The following is a 16484-nucleotide window of genomic DNA, read 5'->3' as shown; positions in this document are numbered from 1 at the left end:
TGGAACTGTGGTGTAGAGGCCTAACATGCCTGCCTGTCACGCAGGAGATCGCGGGTTCGAATCCCGTCAGTTCCGCCATTAGTAATACATTGTTTGAAGAAGAGCCTTATTATAAGGCTCGGTAGCTCAGTCGGTAGAGCAGAGGACTGAAAATCCTCGTGTCGGCGGTTCGATTCCGTCCCGAGCCACTTTTAAGTGAATATTTTTTTGTGCCGGTGTAGCTCAACTGGTAGAGCAACTGACTTGTAATCAGTAGGTTGGGGGTTCAAGTCCTCTCGCCGGCACCATTTTGGAGGATTAGCGAAGTGGCCAAACGCATCAGACTGTAAATCTGCTCCCTTACGGGTTCGGTGGTTCGAATCCATCATCCTCCACCAGTTTTATAGGGGCATAGTTTAAAGGTAGAACAACGGTCTCCAAAACCGTTGGTGTGGGTTCAATTCCTGCTGCCCCTGCCAAATATTCATTACCTGTGGCGGTCGTGGCGAAGTGGTTAACGCACCGGACTGTGACTCCGGCATTCGTGGGTTCAAGCCCCATCGGCCGCCCTTTAGTATTGGGGATTAGCCAAGCGGTAAGGCAACGGACTTTGACTCCGTCATGCATAGGTTCAAATCCTATATCCCCAGCCATCTTTATGCGGACGTGGCTCAGCGGTAGAGCATCGCCTTGCCAAGGCGAGGGTCGCGGGTTCGATTCCCGTCGTCCGCTTTGTTATACTCTGGCGCCATAGCCAAGTGGTAAGGCAAAGCTCTGCAAAAGCTTTATTCCCCAGTTCAAATCTGGGTGGCGCCTCCATAATTTGAATATGCCGGCGTGGCGGAATGGCAGACGCGCTCGACTCAAAATCGAGTGGGAAACCGTGGAGGTTCGAGTCCTCTCGCCGGTATACAAAAAGGATGATAAAAGTGCTTATTAGCATTTTTATCATCCTTTTTATTATTCGTATTTATGATTCTGATAATAAGAGTAATATGGATATTAAATTTGACGGGTCCTTATTAGTTAGTAAGATGATGGTACTGAAAAAACATTTCTAGTTTTATTGAGTGTAAAAGGAATGAGGGATGAGTATGAAGGAAAGGATTTTAGAAGCTTTTGTAGAGGAAGCGCATGAAAATGGTTTGAAGTTTACCATGGATGATCTTGCGAAAAGACTTGCTATTAGTAAGCGCACCTTATATGAACATTTTTCGTCTAAAACACTCATTTTAGAAACGCTCATAGAGCGGACGAATGATGATATGATTCGAAAAACCGAGCAAATTGTCGGAAATGATCAATTAACTTTGTTAGAGAAGATTAAGCAGTCGATTAGGGTTATACCACAGTATTATGAGTTTTATGATCTACGAATACTGGATCAAATGAAGAAATATTACCCTGAGCACTGGAAAAAAGTGCATAACGATTTGAATGATTGGCCCCAGATCAGAACATTAATACAGCAGGGCATCCGAGAAGGGATTATTGTAAACAAAAATGAGGCTCTCATCATGAGACTTATCATTGATTCTATAAATTTAACGCTCGATCAGCGTTTTTTTCTGGATAACAGCGTCACGGTAGAGGATGCTATTTATTCTATTGTAGATATTTTGTTATTCGGACTGGTGGAAAAATAGAAAATGGCCTCTATGATATGTTACATATTTGAAGAGGCTATTTTTTTATAATAAAACTAACAAAACATTTTTAGTTTTATTGTTTTCGAACATACCGTAAGCAAGTTTAAGAAACATAAATAAAAGAGATACAGAAAAGGAATGGTGGAATATGTCTATACTGACGAGGAACCGGGGAGCTATGCTTTTGTTGATGCTTAATATTTTTTTGGCATTTATGGGGATCGGCTTGGTTGTGCCTGTTTTACCTAAGTTTATAAGTGAGTTAGGGATGAATGGCTCATCGATGGGGCTGATGGTTGCAGCTTTTGCGTTGACACAGCTTTTATTATCACCATCATCGGGAAAGTGGTCTGATCGTTATGGACGTAAAAAATTGATTGTCTCTGGCATGATCGTTTTTATGTTATCTGAGCTTGTTTTCGGACTTGCTAGTTCTGTTCCAATCTTGTTTGTTGCACGAATCATGGGCGGGGTAGGAGCAGCGCTTCTTACTCCTTCTATTATGGCTTATGTCGCTGACGTGACCTCATTCGAAGAAAGAGGAAAGGGAATGGGTATGATCAATGCAGCAATCAACACAGGCTTTATTATTGGGCCAGGGATTGGCGGTCTGCTTGCCACACATGGAATACGTATTCCATTTTTTGCAGCCGCAGGAGCTGCGGGGATAGCTGCTATCTTGTCCTGGCTGGTGCTGCCCGAATCCTTAGGCAAGGAAAAGCAGCAATACAATAGAGAGCTTCCACGTCAAAGTGAAAATCTTTTTCAGCAATTTGCCAAGTCATATCGTTCTCCTTATTTCATGGGTTTACTGATTGTGTTTGTCGTTGCATTTGGACTGGCAAACTTTGAAACGGTATTTGGACTGTTTGTTGATCATAAATATGGTTTTACACCGATGGATATCGCGATCATTATTACGACAGGCTCTATTTTAGGTGCGGTTGTTCAAGCAACTATATTTGGCTGGATCATTAATCGTTTTGGAGAGAAAAAAGTAATTCACTGCTGTTTGGCTGTTGGGGGATTGTTCATTTTTCTAACGCTGTTTGCTGAACAGTATGTGATGATCATGCTGACGACCTTCATTATTTTTCTGGCTATGGATATCCTTCGTCCGGCAGTAAGCACTTCTCTATCGCGACAGGCCGGGGATGAGCAAGGGTTTGTGGCAGGAATGAACTCTTCCTATACAAGTTTGGGGAATGTGATTGGACCGCTGATTGCAGGGCTACTGTTTGATGTTCATATAAATATGCCTTATATGGTTGCAGCGGTAGCATTATTGGTGTGTCTCGTTCTTTCACTCCGCTATAAGCAAGCGGGAGAACCAAGATCAACAGCTCGTGCAGCAGAACAACGTAGAGGCTGATAGCCGCAGGTCTGTATATATCCCAGACTTAGGTCTAGGTTCGAAAACCGTCTGGAGTCCGTTTTGCCGAACGCTTGATCAGCGTACAATAAGGACATAAGCAAGACACAGTGAAAGGCGGTGAGAGATGATGAGAGTTAACAAAGGGAATAGCTTGGCAATTGTATTGATCGTGTTAGGTTCGATTATGCTGCTCGGTAAGTTTACTCCGTTTTTCGGTCACTTTGTAGGACATCTGATTGGTTACTTAATTCCGATAGCCATGATCATGCTGGGCTACTATGGTGTGAAAAGAGGAAATGCGCTCTTCGGCTGGATCGTACTTGTGCTCGGCATACTGATTTTACTCGGCAAACTGTCCTGGCTTATTGGGCCACTGCTAGCAATTGGGTTAATCATATTTGGGGTTTCCATGCTGAGTGACCGCAGAAGACGCTACTGATCTAGCAGCTTGATGAATGAAGAAATTGTAGGAAAACAACGAGTGTTAAAATGTTGAAAATACGAAGTGTGAAAGGAGCAGACGCCAATGAGTGTGTTTCGAAGAATGCGTGATATTACGGTAGCAACCTTCAATGAGCATTTGGAACAAAGTCAAGATCCGGTGCAACTGATTGACCAGTTTTTATATAATACCCGCCAGGAAATCGCCGAAGCGGAAAAACTCCATCAGCAGTACGCAGTGCATACAAGACAGATGAAGCAGCAGTTGGATCATGCATTGTCCATGCAGACCAAACGGGAGGAACAGGCGCTACTGGCTTTGAAAGCAGATGAAGAACACGTGGCAAAGCTGGCTCTTCAGGAAAAAATGCTGTATGCAGAAAAAGAAGAACAGTATAGAGAACTGTGGGAGCAAAGCCGTGAATCACTACGTGAATTGGAGCAGCAGCTGGATACATTAAAGACAGAATATCAAACGGTACACAGTAAGCGTCAGTATTATGCCGCACGTGTACAAACATTGAGACTCCAGCAGCAGATGAACGAACGGGCAGGTACATACGGCGGACGAAATGTTCCCCGAATGTTCAACCGCTTGGAAGACCGGGTAGCCGATATGGAAGCAGAAACAATGAGTCTGCGTGATTTACGTCGGGGTGAGGGCCATGTACAGGATGATCAAAGCGGTGGATCGCTGCTCGAACAAGAGTGGGCAAGATTGAAAAGTAAGCTGAACAACAGCGGGAAGGAGTAAGTTGATTATGACCCGAATTTACAGATCAAGCCGGGATAGAGTATTAACGGGAGTATGTGGCGGTCTTTCTGACGCAACAGGAATGGACTCAACTTGGATACGTATTCTGGTTGTGATCAGTTTCTTTATTACAGCAGGCACCACATTTATGATTTATGTGATCGCTGCGCTGGTGATCTCCAAGGAGCCAAGATCTCCTTTTGATGGAGGGTTTGGCCCGGATAGCGGTCCCTATACCCAACAGGACCCACGCTATTATGGCGGTAATAGTACAAGATCGCAATATGGACAGGGAACTGGTTACAATCAGGGTGGAGCATACAGCAATTCAAGCCCGTTTGGTCAAGATGCTCGCCATTCATCCAAATATAACACAGCTCGCAACGATGATCTTGATTCAATGATGGAAGATATCGAGAGAAAAGCAATGAAAAAGGAACTGGAAGAGTTACGTAAAAAAGTAGAGCAATTCGAGAAGGGAGAACGTAAATAATGGGAATCTTTAAAAGAATGAAGGATATGACAAGAGCATCGGTGAATGAAGTGTTGGATAAAGTGGAAGATCCGATTATTATGTTAAATCAGTATTTGCGCGATATGGAGGCAGAAATTCACGAGGCTGAGGTAACAGTTGCCAAGCAAATGGCAAATGAACGTCGTATGAAACAACGCTTGGAGGAAGCAGTTCGTGTATCCAATGAGCGCGAAAAGCAAGCCGAATCTGCATTGCGGAATGGTCAGGAAGAAGTAGCACGCAAGCTGCTGGGCGAGAAGATTTATTTTGTGCAAAAGCAGGATGAATATCGTGACTTGCATACACAAGCTGAGCTTCAGGCCAAGGAATTGGTACAGCAGCTGCACGACATGAAGGATGAATTCTACAAAATGCGTAATAAGCGCAATGAGCTGGTATCCCGCGCTCAAATGGCGAAAGCCAAAAAGCAAATGTCGCAAATCAACAGCTTGCACACGATTGAAAGCGGGTCTGCATCGCTGGGCTTCCACCGCATGGAAGAAAAAATCATGCAAATGGAGGCAGAAGCTGATGTACTGCGTGCCCCTTACCGTCAAGCACCGGGGGAAGCATATGTCAACCCGGCAGAGGCTGAGAAACAGTTCAAAGTGGATGAGCAGCTCCAACAGTTGAAGTCCAAAATCGAAGCAGGCGCTAAACCAGTAGATATTAAGAAGGACTGACTACTCGGAAACAAGACATTATGATATGCTGTATAGATGGACACTGGCCAATGAGGGTGCTTAATCTGTACGGTTCGAGAAGCCATATGGCGGTATATCGCGCCACTATGGCTTTTCCTTCCTGTATAAACAAAAAGGGGGTGCAGCATGGAGAGAAGAAAATCAGCTTTGGCACTGGCAGGGATCAGCGTCGGAGTTATTATATTATTCGGTCAGTGGATTGGCTTCCTCTCCGTGATTGCATTGATCCTGATGTTGGCTGGAATATACAAGATTCGCAATTCTAAAATCAAAAAGGGCTATACGATGCTCGCAATCGGTGCCGGGCTGTTGGTGCTGGATCATTTGTTCTTGTTTGTGGTGATCACGTTGGCCTCGTTGGCTGTGTTCTATTCACGTTCCAGAAAGCTGCATAAAGGTCAAAGTTCCATATTCAAACACAATTTTATATCTAATCATAAATGGGACGAAGTGCCGTGGAGCTTGCGCAGCACGAGTATTTGGCATGTGGTTGGGGATGTGGATGCTGATTTGACGTTGGCTCTTCCGGAAGAACGTGAGCCCGTTATATTTTTGCAGGGAATCTTCGGTGATATTGACATCACGTTACCTGATAATTACGGTGTAGAGGTGGAAATGTTCGTGTTGTTCGGACAGATTCAGTTTGACCGTGATCATGAGGCGGGTATGCTCAACCGTCTGGTTTGGAAATCACCCAATTATACACAGAGTGAATATAAAGTGAAGTTTGTCATTTCATATTTGGCGGGCGATGTACGCGTCCGATTTTATTGATCAGGAGGAGCCGGGATGAATCATAAAAAAACGTCCAACATGGTAACCCGCAGTATGGGTGAAGGTATCCTCCTGTGTGTTGTTGTGGGCGTAGTTGTCTTTTATATGCTGTATACATATGGATATGTGAAGTCGTTCCCGACCTGGGGAATGATATTGAAATTTGCAGGAGCTGTAATACTGGTGCTGATCGGGACAGGGGCCATGTACGGATTTTATGAGAGCTACCGCTTTAAAAGCAGGCTGGAAATGCTGAGAGAGACGTTACTTATGTGGGAAAAGGGAACCCCCGCACGTGAGCTGCCGCCATTGGGTCATGATGAGCTAGGCAGGCTGGGTGAGCAGTTGGAGCGAATCGGGCGCAAATGGCAGGAGCAGGTCACGTCTTTGCAGCGGTTGTCCACGAATAATGCCCAACTGGCAGAGCAGGCCCGGGTGACTGCGATTGTCGAGGAACGGCAACGGTTGGCCAGAGAGCTGCATGATGCTGTATCCCAGCAACTGTTCGCTATCTCCATGACCGCGACAGCTGTGGGCAGAACGCTGGATAAGGATTTTGATAAAGCGCAGCGTCAAGTCGCGCTGATTGAAGAAATGTCTTCCGTGGCGCAGTCCGAAATGCGGGCGCTACTGCTTCATCTGCGGCCTGTCTATCTGGAAGGGAAACGATTGGAGCAAGGCTTGCGTGATTTGATACAGGAGCTGCAGGCTAAAGTGCCGATGGAGATTGATTTTGAGATGGAGAGCGGAGTACAGTTGGTTAAAGGCATTGAGAACCACCTGTTTCGTATTGTCCAGGAAGCCATGTCTAATACGCTGCGTCATGCCAAAGCAAGCCGCATGGAGATTCGTATCGTGCAACGGCCGGATTCCATCCGTTTGACGATTCGGGATAACGGTGTTGGATTTGAATTGGATGAGAAAAAGCAGACTTCATATGGATTATCGACAATGCAGGAACGGGTCAGCGAGATTGGAGGAGCTATTCAGTATATAACGGCTCCGGGAAAAGGGACACGAATTGAGGTGTCGGTGCCAGTCATTAATGATGAAAGCGGAAGGAACGATGATCATGGAAACGGAATTACCGATTAGCGTACTGCTGGTAGACGACCATGAAATGGTGCGGATTGGTCTTGCGGCGGTGCTGGGGACGGAAGAGGGCATAGAAGTGGTTGGCGAGGCTGGGAGCGGGGAAGAAGGCATACGGTTGGCTTCGGAATACAAGCCAAATGTGATTTTGATGGATTTGGTGATGGATGGCATGGATGGTATCGAAACGACACGCCAAGTGACGCGCCTGCTTCCAGAGACGAAGGTTATTGTGCTGACCAGTTATTTGGACGACGAAAAAATGTATCCCGTTATTGAAGCTGGTGCATTCAGCTATCTGCTCAAAACGTCTCGTGCATCCGAGATAGCGGATGCAATCCGTGCAGCTGCACGAGGGCAGTCTGTGCTGGAGTCGCAGGTCGCCTCCAAGATGATGAATCGATTCCGCCAGCCACAGGCTGAGGCACCCGCGCATGCGGAACTGACGGATCGAGAAATGGAGGTACTCCGCTTGTTGGCACAAGGGAAATCCAATCAGGATATCGCAGATGAGCTAATAATCGGGATTAAGACGGTGAAATTCCATGTCACGAACCTTCTAGCCAAATTAGGCGTGGAGGACCGCACACAGGCGGCAATTTATGCCTACAAAAACGGATTAGCAGAGTAGAATGGTTAATAAACGAAGACAAAGAACCGGAGGGCAAGCTGAGTCCTCCGGTTTTTTTCGTTCTATGCACAATGCTTAGATAAGTAGGAATAAAAAGGCGATTAAAGCCAAGTCAAGTGCAAGCCCTGCCCCATAGCCATATCCGCCGTATCTGCCGTATCTGCCGTACCCTCTGTACCCGCCGCTATAGCCTGATCCACCACTTCCATATCCACCGTAACCACTCCCAGGTAGCCCCCCCTCGTTATAAGGGTAAGCTGGAGTTAGCGGTTGGTCGGGCGGTTTAATTAAGGAATTTAGTTTGGCAGAGGAATTTGCCTTGTTTTTTGAATTTCTTTTTTTCTTCTTAGAGGATACCTTCTTGGCTTGTTGTTTCCGCTTGTTATTATAGCTGCCGGCATAAAGACTGCCGGGTGAGAAGGAAGGATATCCGTTCAACATTAACTTGCCTTTGCTACACCCGCTTAAGATGCCGACGTGTCGTGTACCATCATTCATAACCGCACACACCAGGCGTCCGCCATGAGGTGCCACGCTAGCTTCATTTACAGGATAGATGGGATACATGATTTCACCTCTTTTGGGATAAGATGCGTTGTGATCATAGTCTATTCTCACGGGACCTACGATGTATGGTCGAACACCCATCAGGAAGATGAATATTTTAAAAAGAAATTGATGTATCTTGGTGCGTATAGAACCTCCGGTAATGGGAATGCTATTGATAGATTAATAGATTTTAAACCAGCCGAAAAAGGACATATCCAGAGTGTATTTGGGAACGGATGGTTAAGAACCGGGAGGAACGACGATGCTAAAAGCAGAGATGATTAAAAAAGGGATGATTGCTATGGTAGTCTTGGGGGCGGTGCTGGTACTGGCTGGCTGGCGTTATGGAGCGCTTCAGACGACCCGATATGATTCCCGCGAGGCAGAAGAGTCATTGCGCTCGTTATTAATCGTCTCGGATCAGACCCTCGGTAGGCTGGATAAGCTGGTTGTGAAATGGCAAGGGGATTGGATTGCTAACGGTGAAAATCCAGAGGTTATAGCGGCACAGATAGCTGCTCAATTGAATATGCCTGCCGTAAACAGGGGTGTAGAAAATGGGCACACAGTATATCGTTCTGTTCGTGACAGTAAAAACCTTAATATACGTTTAAACATGATGGAACGGCAGGCTGAGCAATGGTATGTGGTCGTTCAACTGGATAGTAGCGATGCAGGACGTGAGCAACTGGTCCGTCTCCATAAACTCTGCGCTAAACTATTAAAATCTGTGGGAGTACAAGCGCAGTGGAACACAGCCTTTCAGCATTCACTGCATTCTGGGAAATCCGTAAATCAGCTGATGAAGCTAACTGAGGAGGGTTTATCAACCAAACTCTCCATGAAGGCCAAAGAAAGATACACAGATGCAACTACGGCGGCTGTATCCTATGAAGCTCCAGAGCTACCGTTGAGTATTCAAAGCGGTGAACATCGAATACACATGCAGATGGCTGTGCATGAAGATGGGGAAGAGCATAATACACGTATTACCCTCGGTTTTCCACTTATTACAATAGAGTACTGACTTATAAGGTAAATTTATGATTCATCGGATAGCTTATCCATGCGGGATATGTTAAAATGTCATCAAATCTTTAGTTCCATGTATTTCGAAAATCAAGTATGCTTGTTTAAATATACACAATACTACATGCGGATTTCGAGGATTGTGGATTGCGGAATCTTGACATGGGAAGAATGAGGTACTTCATGGCTGACATACCTGTTAAAGAATCTGTTGTGACGCAAGGTGCAGTTTTGTTTATTTTTGGTGCTACTGGCGATTTGGCTCGCCGCAAGCTATTTCCTGCAATTTACAGTTTGTACCGTGAAGGGAAGCTCGCTGAAGATTTCGCCGTTATTGGTGTAGCAAGACGCCCTCGCACAGAGGAAGAATTCCGCAATGACTTGTACGCTTCCATACAAGAGTTTAGTCGCTACAAGGCAGAAAATGGTCAAGAATGGCAGGCGTTTGCCGAGCATTTTGAATATAAATCGCTGGATATCAACAATGTTGAGGGCTTCCATGAGCTGAGACGGCAGACGGAGTCTATCGAGAACAAGTTTAACATTCCGGGGAATCGGTTGTTTTATTTGGCCTTGGCTCCTGAGCTATTCGGAAGCGTGTCGAAAAGCCTGAAAGAAGGCGGCATGATGGATGGCAAGGGCTGGAATCGTCTGGTTATTGAGAAGCCGTTCGGTTACAACCTCGAATCTGCCCAAGAGTTGAACGTTGAAATACGAGAAGTATTTGCCGAAGAAGAGATTTATCGGATAGACCACTATCTGGGTAAGGAAATGGTACAAAATATCGAGGTTATCCGCTTCGCAAACGCCTTCTTTGAACCATTGTGGAACAATAAGCATATTGCCAATGTGCAAATTACACTTAGTGAGACGGTAGGCGTGGAAGAACGCGGAGGTTACTACGATCATTCCGGAGCCCTGCGCGATATGGGACAGAACCATATGCTGCAAATGCTGACGATGATTGCGATGGAGCCGCCTAGTCGTTTGTTGCCTGAAGATATCCGTGACGAAAAGGTAAAAGTGCTGCGTTCCCTGCGTCCTTTTGAATCGACTGAGGATGTGCAAACCAATGTGGTACGTGGTCAATACACTGAAGGAAGCTATCGTGGCCAACAGCTGCCCGGATATCGTCAAGAGGATAAGGTTGATCCACAGTCGAACACAGAGACTTATTTTGCATCACGCGTGTTTGTAGATAATTTCCGTTGGGCAGGTGTACCGTTCTACATTCGCACTGGCAAACGTCTCCCGGTTAAAACAACGGAGATCGTTGTGGAATTTAAGAGCATGCCTACAAATGTGTATCTCGGTCAAAAGCATACGCTGGAGCCGAACTTGCTCGTCATTCGGGTCAATCCAATGGAGGGCATTTACATTAAAATCAATGCCAAGAAGCCTGGCTCCGAATCAGATATTGAGCCGCTGGCTATGGATTTTTGCCAAAGCTGCATGGTGGGCATTAACTCACCGGAGGCTTACGAACGGTTGCTGATGGATGCGATTGAGGGTGACTCGACGTACTTTACGCGTTGGGATGAGGTTGCCACAGCTTGGAGATTCGTCGACCGAATTGCCAAGGCTTGGCAGCAAACCCCGGACACGCTGGAGACCTATGCTGCCGGCTCATGGGGACCGGAAGGTGCCCACAAGCTATTGGAGCAGGACGGCTTCAAGTGGTGGCCGGTCAGCGGTCAGGATGAAGATAATGTCATCTGGCGGGTAGGCGGCGCTCAATAATCCCGATTTGTCCAGCATCCCCCTATGTCCTCTTCAGGATGTAAGGGGATGCTTTGCGTTCGGAGTATGCTATAATAGCTTAGTCTGAGGTTTTCAGTTTGCAACTGATTATAAGTTAAAGGCAGGCTAAAACATGTAAATAAGATCGTATTTATAATGAATACGGTGACGGAGTACGCCGAATACTGGAGCTAGCAGTATTGAAGCTGGTAGCACCAATGAACTTATGAAAATAGGCGTGCATCATGGCCTTTTTATGAATAGCTTGAGCAAGGAATGAATGGATTTGATCATGAAGGGATATGTGAAATGAGTAAAACAACAGATATACTTCGACAGGAAGTTGACAAACGGCGCACGTTTGCGATTATTTCTCACCCGGATGCGGGGAAAACGACACTAACGGAAAAGCTGCTGTTGTTCGGGGGCGCCATTCGTCTTGCGGGTACAGTTAAAGCGCGTAAAGCAAGCAAGCATGCGACGAGTGACTGGATGGAAATTGAAAAGCAGCGGGGGATTTCGGTTACATCCTCCGTTATGCAATTTGATTATATGGGACATCGTATTAACATTCTGGATACCCCGGGTCACCAGGATTTCAGTGAAGACACGTATCGCACGTTGACAGCCGCAGATAGTGCGGTCATGCTGATTGACGTGGCGAAAGGTGTGGAGGCGCAGACGATCAAGCTGTTTCAAGTATGTGCGAAGCGTGGTATACCGATTTTCACATTTATTAACAAGCTGGACCGTGAGGGGCGCAGCCCCTTTGATCTGATGGAAGAGCTGGAGCAGGTGCTTGGTATCCGTTCGGTTCCTATGAACTGGCCGATTGGTACAGGGCGGGATCTGTGTGGTGTCTATGACCGTGTCAAGAATCAGGTCGAACTGTTTCAGGGAGATGATCATTCCACGATTAAGGTACAAAAAGTGGAGGATTACAATGATTCGATCATTCGCGAGATGGCGGGTGAATATCTGCATGACCAATTGTGTCAGGATTTGGAGCTGCTTGATGTAGCGGGTGACCCTTTTGACATGGAGAAAGTGCAGCGCGGAGAATTAACACCTGTATTCTTCGGTAGTGCAATCAATAATTTCGGTGTGCAAACGTTCCTGGAAAACTTCCTTCAGCTTGCTCCCAAACCGGAGCCACGTCGCAGCACAGCGGGGGAAATCGAGCCAACAAACGAGAAATTTACCGGTTATGTATTTAAAATTCAAGCTAACATGAACCCGGCTCACCGGGACCGTATCGCATTTTTGCGCATCGTGTCTGGTAAGTTCCAACGCGGGATGAGTGTGAAGCATGTACGGATGGGCAAAGAGATTAAGCTGTCCCAGCCGCAGCAGTTTCTGGCACAGGATCGTGATATTGTCGAGGAGGCTTTCCCGGGCGATATTATTGGATTGTTTGATCCGGGTATTTTCCGTATTGGCGATTCACTCAGTCAAGGCAGTGAGGTCGTATTTGATGAATTGCCGACCTTCTCGCCTGAAATCTTCGCCAAGGTTACCGTGAAAAATGCCTTAAAGCACAAGCAGTATCAGAAGGGGATTGATCAGCTTACCGAGGAAGGCACGATCCAGGTGTTCCGCACGGTAAGCTTCGACGATACGCTATTGGGTGTTGTAGGCCAACTGCAATTTGAAGTATTTGAATACCGCATGAAGGGCGAATACGGAGTAGACGTACAGCTCCAGCGTATGCCGTTCCAATTTGCACGCTGGATCGTGGATGAACAGATTGATCCGAGCAAGTTCCGTATTAACTCTACGCTGGTAAAAGATAAAAAAGGAAATTATGTCGCCTTGTTCGAAAACGAGTATGCCATGCGTACGGCTATAGAGAAAAATCCGACAGCCAAGTTTTTGGAGATGGCTCCATAAGGGCTTAATCAGCATTTCAAACTGAGCTTAGCTTGATCTATAACAACGAATAGTCCACTCGAGGTTACAGCGAGTGGACTATTCTCATTTTCAAATACGAGCAGAATAATAAGCACGGCAGGCAGGAGCTAGGTCAGTGGAACGGGTTTGATTTTATCAATTTGTTCATGTGCCAAATGGACGAATTCCTGCTGTTGGCTTGGGCTCATATGCTTCCAGGCAACCTCAAGAATGACACCCAATCCGGGCAAAGCGACCTCTGGTCCATCCACTGACCCCATAATCATATCTGTAAGATCAGCTTCTGATTTGCCGTGAACTTTGTGAACAATCGCTTGTCGTAAATCCAGTGTAATGGGCATGTGTACCTCCCCGTATGTTGTAGTAGTTATCAGGTGTATTATGGCTTGGGCTACTGTTGGGTATACATAAAGAAGCATTTGGCATAGGTATGTCAAAATTTATGTTTGTAGCGTGTTATGCTATACTATGACGGACAGAATGGTGATCGGGAGGTAAAGAAGGAATGGCAAAAAAACAGTATGCGGTCATTGGTATGGGACGTTTTGGTTCCAGTATTGCCACCGCACTGAGTGAGATGAGTTTTGATGTGCTGGCTATTGACTCGGACGAGCAGCGTACACAGGAGATGTCAAATATTGTGACGCATGCCGTATCTGCCGATTCGACGGATGAGGAGGCGCTGCGAGCGCTGGGTATTCGTAATTTTGACGTGGTCGTAGTCGCGATTGGCGAAGATATACAAGCCAGTATTCTGACGACACTGATCCTTAAGGATATGGGTGTACCGACTCTAGTGGTCAAAGCACAAAACGAACTGCACGGGAAGGTACTGCACAAAATTGGTGCAGATAAGGTTGTTTACCCTGAAAGGGATATGGGGCTGCGGGTAGCCCATCATTTAACATCTCCCAACATTTTGGATTATATCGAGCTGTCCAAGGACTACAGTATTTTAGAGATGAGAGCTGCTGATTCCATGATCGGAAAAAATCTCAAGGAGCTCGATATACGAGCACGCTTCGGCTGCAATGTAATGGCGATTCGTAGAAATCAGGAAATGAACATCTCGCCTTATGCGGAAGATCGGCTGGAATCGGGGGATGTGCTGATTATTGTGGGTCATAAAGATGATCTAACCAAGCTGGAGCTGGCTTTTGCTGCATAGGAGAGGCTGGTATTTATGTATAAGTGAAGCCTCATTTATTATCGAAGAAATGGACGGATAACGTATGGAAATTATCTCACCGAACAATGCGCGTGTAAAAGAATGGGCGCAGCTGTTGGAAAAAAAGCATCGCACCCGGCAGCATAAATATATTGTCGAGGGTATTCATCTGGTGCAGGAAGCGCTGCGCTCGAACGCGGCTGTTGAAAGCATCGCTTATGATTTGGACAAGGGCATTCCCGCCGAGCTGAATGGCCTGGACCAAGCCGACCAGCCGGTGGAATGGATTCCCGTGTCGGCGGCGGTCATTGCCAAATGTACCGACACGAAGACGCCACAGTCCGTCTTCGCCATCGTGCGTAAGGAGGAGCGCAGCGCATTTGCGACATTGCTGGAGCAACCGGATGCGCTGGTGATGGTGCTGGACGGGGTGCAGGACCCCGGCAATGTAGGCACCATCATTCGCAGTGCGGACGCCGCCGGAGCTGCTGGCGTTATTCTGGGTCATGGCTGCGCCGACCTGTACAACCCGAAAACGATCCGCTCCACCATGGGATCGTTGTTTCACCTGCCCGTGATCGAGGGCAGCCTGGAGGAGCTTTTGCCGCAGGCTCAAGGCAAGGGGGCCCGCTTGATCAGCACCTCGCTGGACGCGAGCCTGTCATGCTATGCCGTAGATTTGCGTGTTTCCACCTGGCTCGTGATTGGCAACGAGGGCCAAGGCATTTCCGATGCGACTGCACGCATGGTCAATGAATCGGTATTCATCCCGATGCAGGGGCAAGCAGAATCGCTAAATGCAGCGATGGCCTCTACAGTGCTATTATTTGAGGCGATGAGGCAGCGCGGCTTTAACCAATAAAAAATTCCTGTCCAATGTGGGTTATAACATCAAATGAGACTAATTATATTATCAAATGAGACTGTTTATACCATCTAAATGAGACAGTCAAGGTCCCCGAAAACCCAATAAAATCGGGAATTAAGGCTAAGTAAATACAAAATTATCTGTTATTGATTAATCTAAGTTTTCTTATTTTATGGTGAAAAAGGACAGCCTATTTTTTATAACAAGAAGTAAGACAAACATTATCTAAAGGGAAAATAACCTCTTCTCAGCTACAATAAAATTTTGTTATATATATTCTTACCTACAGGACAATTTAATATCTAACCTAAACAGTCCCGATGAAAAGCTTTCTATTTCGGGGCTGTTTTTACGTTATAGATGGTAGGTGAAATGATAACCCGTTTTTGGGAAATTGCTATTCCCATTCAAATCTCTTTCTGCTTTTTGGAGGATTACATCCGTCGATACTCAGGCAAAGTTTGTCTTTAGCTTTCGAGGATATTTAGATAATTAGCAAACCTGTTTTTAGATTGTATTGTTAAGCTGAGGCGAAACGGTACCCATCATTTATCTCATTTGTTGATTAATTCTGAGAAATATTAAATTGATATTGTCCGAAGAAAATAAAGTGTTAGACTGAAAAATAAAGTACTAGACTCGGTTAATTGTAGTAACGTGAATAAATTCATATTCAATCTACCTCAAAAATGATAGAAGTTGCCAAACAATACGGCGCGACGAAATTGCAGAGAAAAACCAAAAGAACCTTGATCGTCTGACCAGCATCTATGAGACGATCAGGAAAGGCAACATCGTCTTTGGGCGAATGGAGCGTATCAAAGGAAAGCAAGGTGTAAAACATGTCTGATTACGATCGCAGAGCGCATTTAAAGCAGGTTCATGAGGCTCGCAAAGCAAAGACAATACAAAGAGTGGATGAGTCGATTAGACGGCTTATAAAGACTAAGGAGGCCATCAATTTTAATAGCGTGGCAGTTGATGCTGGAGTTAGCAAAGCAACACTCTATAACAATCCCGAGATACGTGTATGCATTGAATCGCTTCGTCAGCAGCAAGCTCAAATGCCGTCACCAAAACAAATCAAGCAAGAGATGGATGAAAACAATAAGGACGCCATCATTGCTTCGCTAAAACGTAAGATGAAGAAGCTCGAAGAAGAAAATAATAAGTTGTGAGAACAACTTAAGTTTTCCTATGCGGAGGTCTATCAAAAGATCTGACACAATGCTCTTGAGCTGAACTAGGTAGGATACTTGAGCAACAAGTTGAAATACCGAAGAATCAGTCTTATTACGGTTCTTTG

Annotated in this window: 16 protein-coding genes and 10 tRNA genes; 25 read left to right on the top strand and 1 reads right to left on the bottom strand. The window is 45.9% G+C overall.

All coding sequences use genetic code 11. The features are described from left to right. Position 1: 1 nt before the first annotated feature. The 22 genes from GCU48_RS06005 (at position 2) to GCU48_RS05895 (ending at position 13121) form a co-directional block, all read left to right on the top strand. Positions 2-78 (top strand) — tRNA-Asp (locus GCU48_RS06005). 37 nt (positions 79-115) lie between these two features. Next, positions 116-188 (top strand) — tRNA-Phe (locus GCU48_RS06000). A 23-nt stretch (positions 189-211) separates the two neighbouring features. Next, positions 212-287, top strand: a tRNA-Thr gene (locus tag GCU48_RS05995). 4 nt (positions 288-291) lie between these two features. Then, positions 292-377, top strand: a tRNA-Tyr gene (locus GCU48_RS05990). 7 nt (positions 378-384) lie between these two features. Then, positions 385-458, top strand: a tRNA-Trp gene (locus GCU48_RS05985). A 17-nt stretch (positions 459-475) separates the two neighbouring features. Beyond that, positions 476-548: transfer RNA gene (locus GCU48_RS05980), tRNA-His, on the top strand. Positions 549-557: 9 nt separating this feature from the next. Further along, positions 558-632 (top strand) — tRNA-Gln (locus GCU48_RS05975). Positions 633-639: 7 nt separating this feature from the next. Continuing rightward, positions 640-711, top strand: a tRNA-Gly gene (locus tag GCU48_RS05970). A gap of 12 nt (positions 712-723) precedes the next feature. Beyond that, positions 724-798, top strand: a tRNA-Cys gene (locus GCU48_RS05965). A 12-nt stretch (positions 799-810) separates the two neighbouring features. Beyond that, positions 811-889, top strand: a tRNA-Leu gene (locus GCU48_RS05960). A gap of 184 nt (positions 890-1073) precedes the next feature. Next, positions 1074-1625 carry a TetR/AcrR family transcriptional regulator gene (locus GCU48_RS05955; protein WP_152379402.1) on the top strand — a complete coding sequence of 184 codons (552 nt, stop codon included), beginning with the start codon at positions 1074-1076 and terminating at the stop codon, positions 1623-1625. Positions 1626-1776: 151 nt separating this feature from the next. Then, positions 1777-3000: an MFS transporter gene (locus GCU48_RS05950; protein ID WP_152379401.1), complete on the top strand. Its 1224-nt coding sequence runs from the start codon at positions 1777-1779 to the stop codon at positions 2998-3000. A 130-nt stretch (positions 3001-3130) separates the two neighbouring features. Continuing rightward, on the top strand, positions 3131-3442 hold the full coding sequence (locus GCU48_RS05945) for a LiaF transmembrane domain-containing protein (RefSeq protein WP_025718580.1): 312 nt from the start codon (positions 3131-3133) through the stop codon (positions 3440-3442). An 87-nt stretch (positions 3443-3529) separates the two neighbouring features. Then, a complete protein-coding gene (locus tag GCU48_RS05940) occupies positions 3530-4198 on the top strand; it encodes a PspA/IM30 family protein (protein ID WP_025718582.1) in 669 nt (222 codons plus the stop codon). 7 nt (positions 4199-4205) lie between these two features. Then, positions 4206-4691: a PspC domain-containing protein gene (locus tag GCU48_RS05935; protein WP_025718584.1), complete on the top strand. Its 486-nt coding sequence runs from the start codon at positions 4206-4208 to the stop codon at positions 4689-4691. After that, on the top strand, positions 4691-5395 hold the full coding sequence (locus GCU48_RS05930; protein ID WP_025718586.1) for a PspA/IM30 family protein: 705 nt from the start codon (positions 4691-4693) through the stop codon (positions 5393-5395). Before GCU48_RS05935 ends, GCU48_RS05930 begins: the two co-directional genes overlap by 1 nt. A gap of 147 nt (positions 5396-5542) precedes the next feature. Continuing rightward, positions 5543-6190, top strand: a complete 648-nt coding sequence (gene liaF, locus GCU48_RS05925) for a cell wall-active antibiotics response protein LiaF (RefSeq protein ID WP_152379400.1) — start codon at positions 5543-5545, stop codon at positions 6188-6190. Positions 6191-6205: 15 nt separating this feature from the next. Then, positions 6206-7285: a sensor histidine kinase gene (locus GCU48_RS05920; RefSeq protein ID WP_152379399.1), complete on the top strand. Its 1080-nt coding sequence runs from the start codon at positions 6206-6208 to the stop codon at positions 7283-7285. Beyond that, positions 7263-7913 carry a response regulator gene (locus GCU48_RS05915; protein WP_149034273.1) on the top strand — a complete coding sequence of 217 codons (651 nt, stop codon included), beginning with the start codon at positions 7263-7265 and terminating at the stop codon, positions 7911-7913. The genes GCU48_RS05920 and GCU48_RS05915 overlap by 23 nt, the downstream gene beginning before the upstream one ends. An 811-nt stretch (positions 7914-8724) precedes the next feature. After that, positions 8725-9489 (top strand): YwmB family TATA-box binding protein, encoded by a 765-nt coding sequence (locus tag GCU48_RS05905; RefSeq protein ID WP_152379397.1) that lies wholly within the window; start codon positions 8725-8727, stop codon positions 9487-9489. A 185-nt stretch (positions 9490-9674) separates the two neighbouring features. Further along, complete coding sequence (gene zwf / locus GCU48_RS05900; protein ID WP_152379396.1) at positions 9675-11231, top strand: glucose-6-phosphate dehydrogenase; 1557 nt, start codon at positions 9675-9677, stop codon at positions 11229-11231. A gap of 309 nt (positions 11232-11540) precedes the next feature. Further along, a complete protein-coding gene (locus tag GCU48_RS05895; protein WP_025720315.1) occupies positions 11541-13121 on the top strand; it encodes a peptide chain release factor 3 in 1581 nt (526 codons plus the stop codon). Between the two features lie 128 nt (positions 13122-13249). Here the strand turns inward: GCU48_RS05895 and GCU48_RS05890 are convergent, their stop codons facing one another. Next, positions 13250-13483 (bottom strand): small acid-soluble spore protein SspI, encoded by a 234-nt coding sequence (locus tag GCU48_RS05890; RefSeq protein ID WP_152379395.1) that lies wholly within the window; start codon positions 13481-13483, stop codon positions 13250-13252. Positions 13484-13647: 164 nt separating this feature from the next. Here GCU48_RS05890 and GCU48_RS05885 point away from each other — a divergent pair, with 164 nt between their 5' ends. The 3 genes from GCU48_RS05885 (at position 13648) to GCU48_RS05875 (ending at position 16356) form a co-directional block, all read left to right on the top strand. Beyond that, complete coding sequence (locus GCU48_RS05885; protein ID WP_025720318.1) at positions 13648-14310, top strand: potassium channel family protein; 663 nt, start codon at positions 13648-13650, stop codon at positions 14308-14310. Positions 14311-14374: 64 nt separating this feature from the next. Then, positions 14375-15172 carry a TrmH family RNA methyltransferase gene (locus GCU48_RS05880; protein WP_152379394.1) on the top strand — a complete coding sequence of 266 codons (798 nt, stop codon included), beginning with the start codon at positions 14375-14377 and terminating at the stop codon, positions 15170-15172. Positions 15173-16020: 848 nt separating this feature from the next. Next, a complete protein-coding gene (locus GCU48_RS05875; RefSeq protein ID WP_152379393.1) occupies positions 16021-16356 on the top strand; it encodes a DUF6262 family protein in 336 nt (111 codons plus the stop codon). The last annotated feature ends 128 nt before the right edge of the window (positions 16357-16484 follow it).

This window comes from Paenibacillus brasilensis (assembly GCF_009363115.1).
GTDB lineage: Bacteria > Bacillota > Bacilli > Paenibacillales > Paenibacillaceae > Paenibacillus > Paenibacillus brasilensis.
This window is presented reverse-complemented; position numbering and strand designations above follow the sequence as displayed.

Excerpts from the sequence above, each read along its gene's own strand:
- GCU48_RS05955 (WP_152379402.1), top strand. The coding sequence starts at position 1,074 with ATGAAGGAAAGGATTTTAGAAGCTTTTGTAGAGGAAGCGCATGAAAAT.
- GCU48_RS05950 (WP_152379401.1), top strand. The coding sequence starts at position 1,777 with ATGTCTATACTGACGAGGAACCGGGGAGCTATGCTTTTGTTGATGCTT.
- GCU48_RS05945 (WP_025718580.1), top strand. The coding sequence starts at position 3,131 with ATGAGAGTTAACAAAGGGAATAGCTTGGCAATTGTATTGATCGTGTTA.
- GCU48_RS05940 (WP_025718582.1), top strand. The coding sequence starts at position 3,530 with ATGAGTGTGTTTCGAAGAATGCGTGATATTACGGTAGCAACCTTCAAT.
- GCU48_RS05935 (WP_025718584.1), top strand. The coding sequence starts at position 4,206 with ATGACCCGAATTTACAGATCAAGCCGGGATAGAGTATTAACGGGAGTA.
- GCU48_RS05930 (WP_025718586.1), top strand. The coding sequence starts at position 4,691 with ATGGGAATCTTTAAAAGAATGAAGGATATGACAAGAGCATCGGTGAAT.
- liaF (WP_152379400.1), top strand. The coding sequence starts at position 5,543 with ATGGAGAGAAGAAAATCAGCTTTGGCACTGGCAGGGATCAGCGTCGGA.
- GCU48_RS05920 (WP_152379399.1), top strand. The coding sequence starts at position 6,206 with ATGAATCATAAAAAAACGTCCAACATGGTAACCCGCAGTATGGGTGAA.
- GCU48_RS05915 (WP_149034273.1), top strand. The coding sequence starts at position 7,263 with ATGGAAACGGAATTACCGATTAGCGTACTGCTGGTAGACGACCATGAA.
- GCU48_RS05905 (WP_152379397.1), top strand. The coding sequence starts at position 8,725 with ATGCTAAAAGCAGAGATGATTAAAAAAGGGATGATTGCTATGGTAGTC.
- zwf (WP_152379396.1), top strand. The coding sequence starts at position 9,675 with ATGGCTGACATACCTGTTAAAGAATCTGTTGTGACGCAAGGTGCAGTT.
- GCU48_RS05895 (WP_025720315.1), top strand. The coding sequence starts at position 11,541 with ATGAGTAAAACAACAGATATACTTCGACAGGAAGTTGACAAACGGCGC.
- GCU48_RS05890 (WP_152379395.1), bottom strand. The coding sequence starts at position 13,483 with ATGCCCATTACACTGGATTTACGACAAGCGATTGTTCACAAAGTTCAC.
- GCU48_RS05885 (WP_025720318.1), top strand. The coding sequence starts at position 13,648 with ATGGCAAAAAAACAGTATGCGGTCATTGGTATGGGACGTTTTGGTTCC.
- GCU48_RS05880 (WP_152379394.1), top strand. The coding sequence starts at position 14,375 with ATGGAAATTATCTCACCGAACAATGCGCGTGTAAAAGAATGGGCGCAG.
- GCU48_RS05875 (WP_152379393.1), top strand. The coding sequence starts at position 16,021 with ATGTCTGATTACGATCGCAGAGCGCATTTAAAGCAGGTTCATGAGGCT.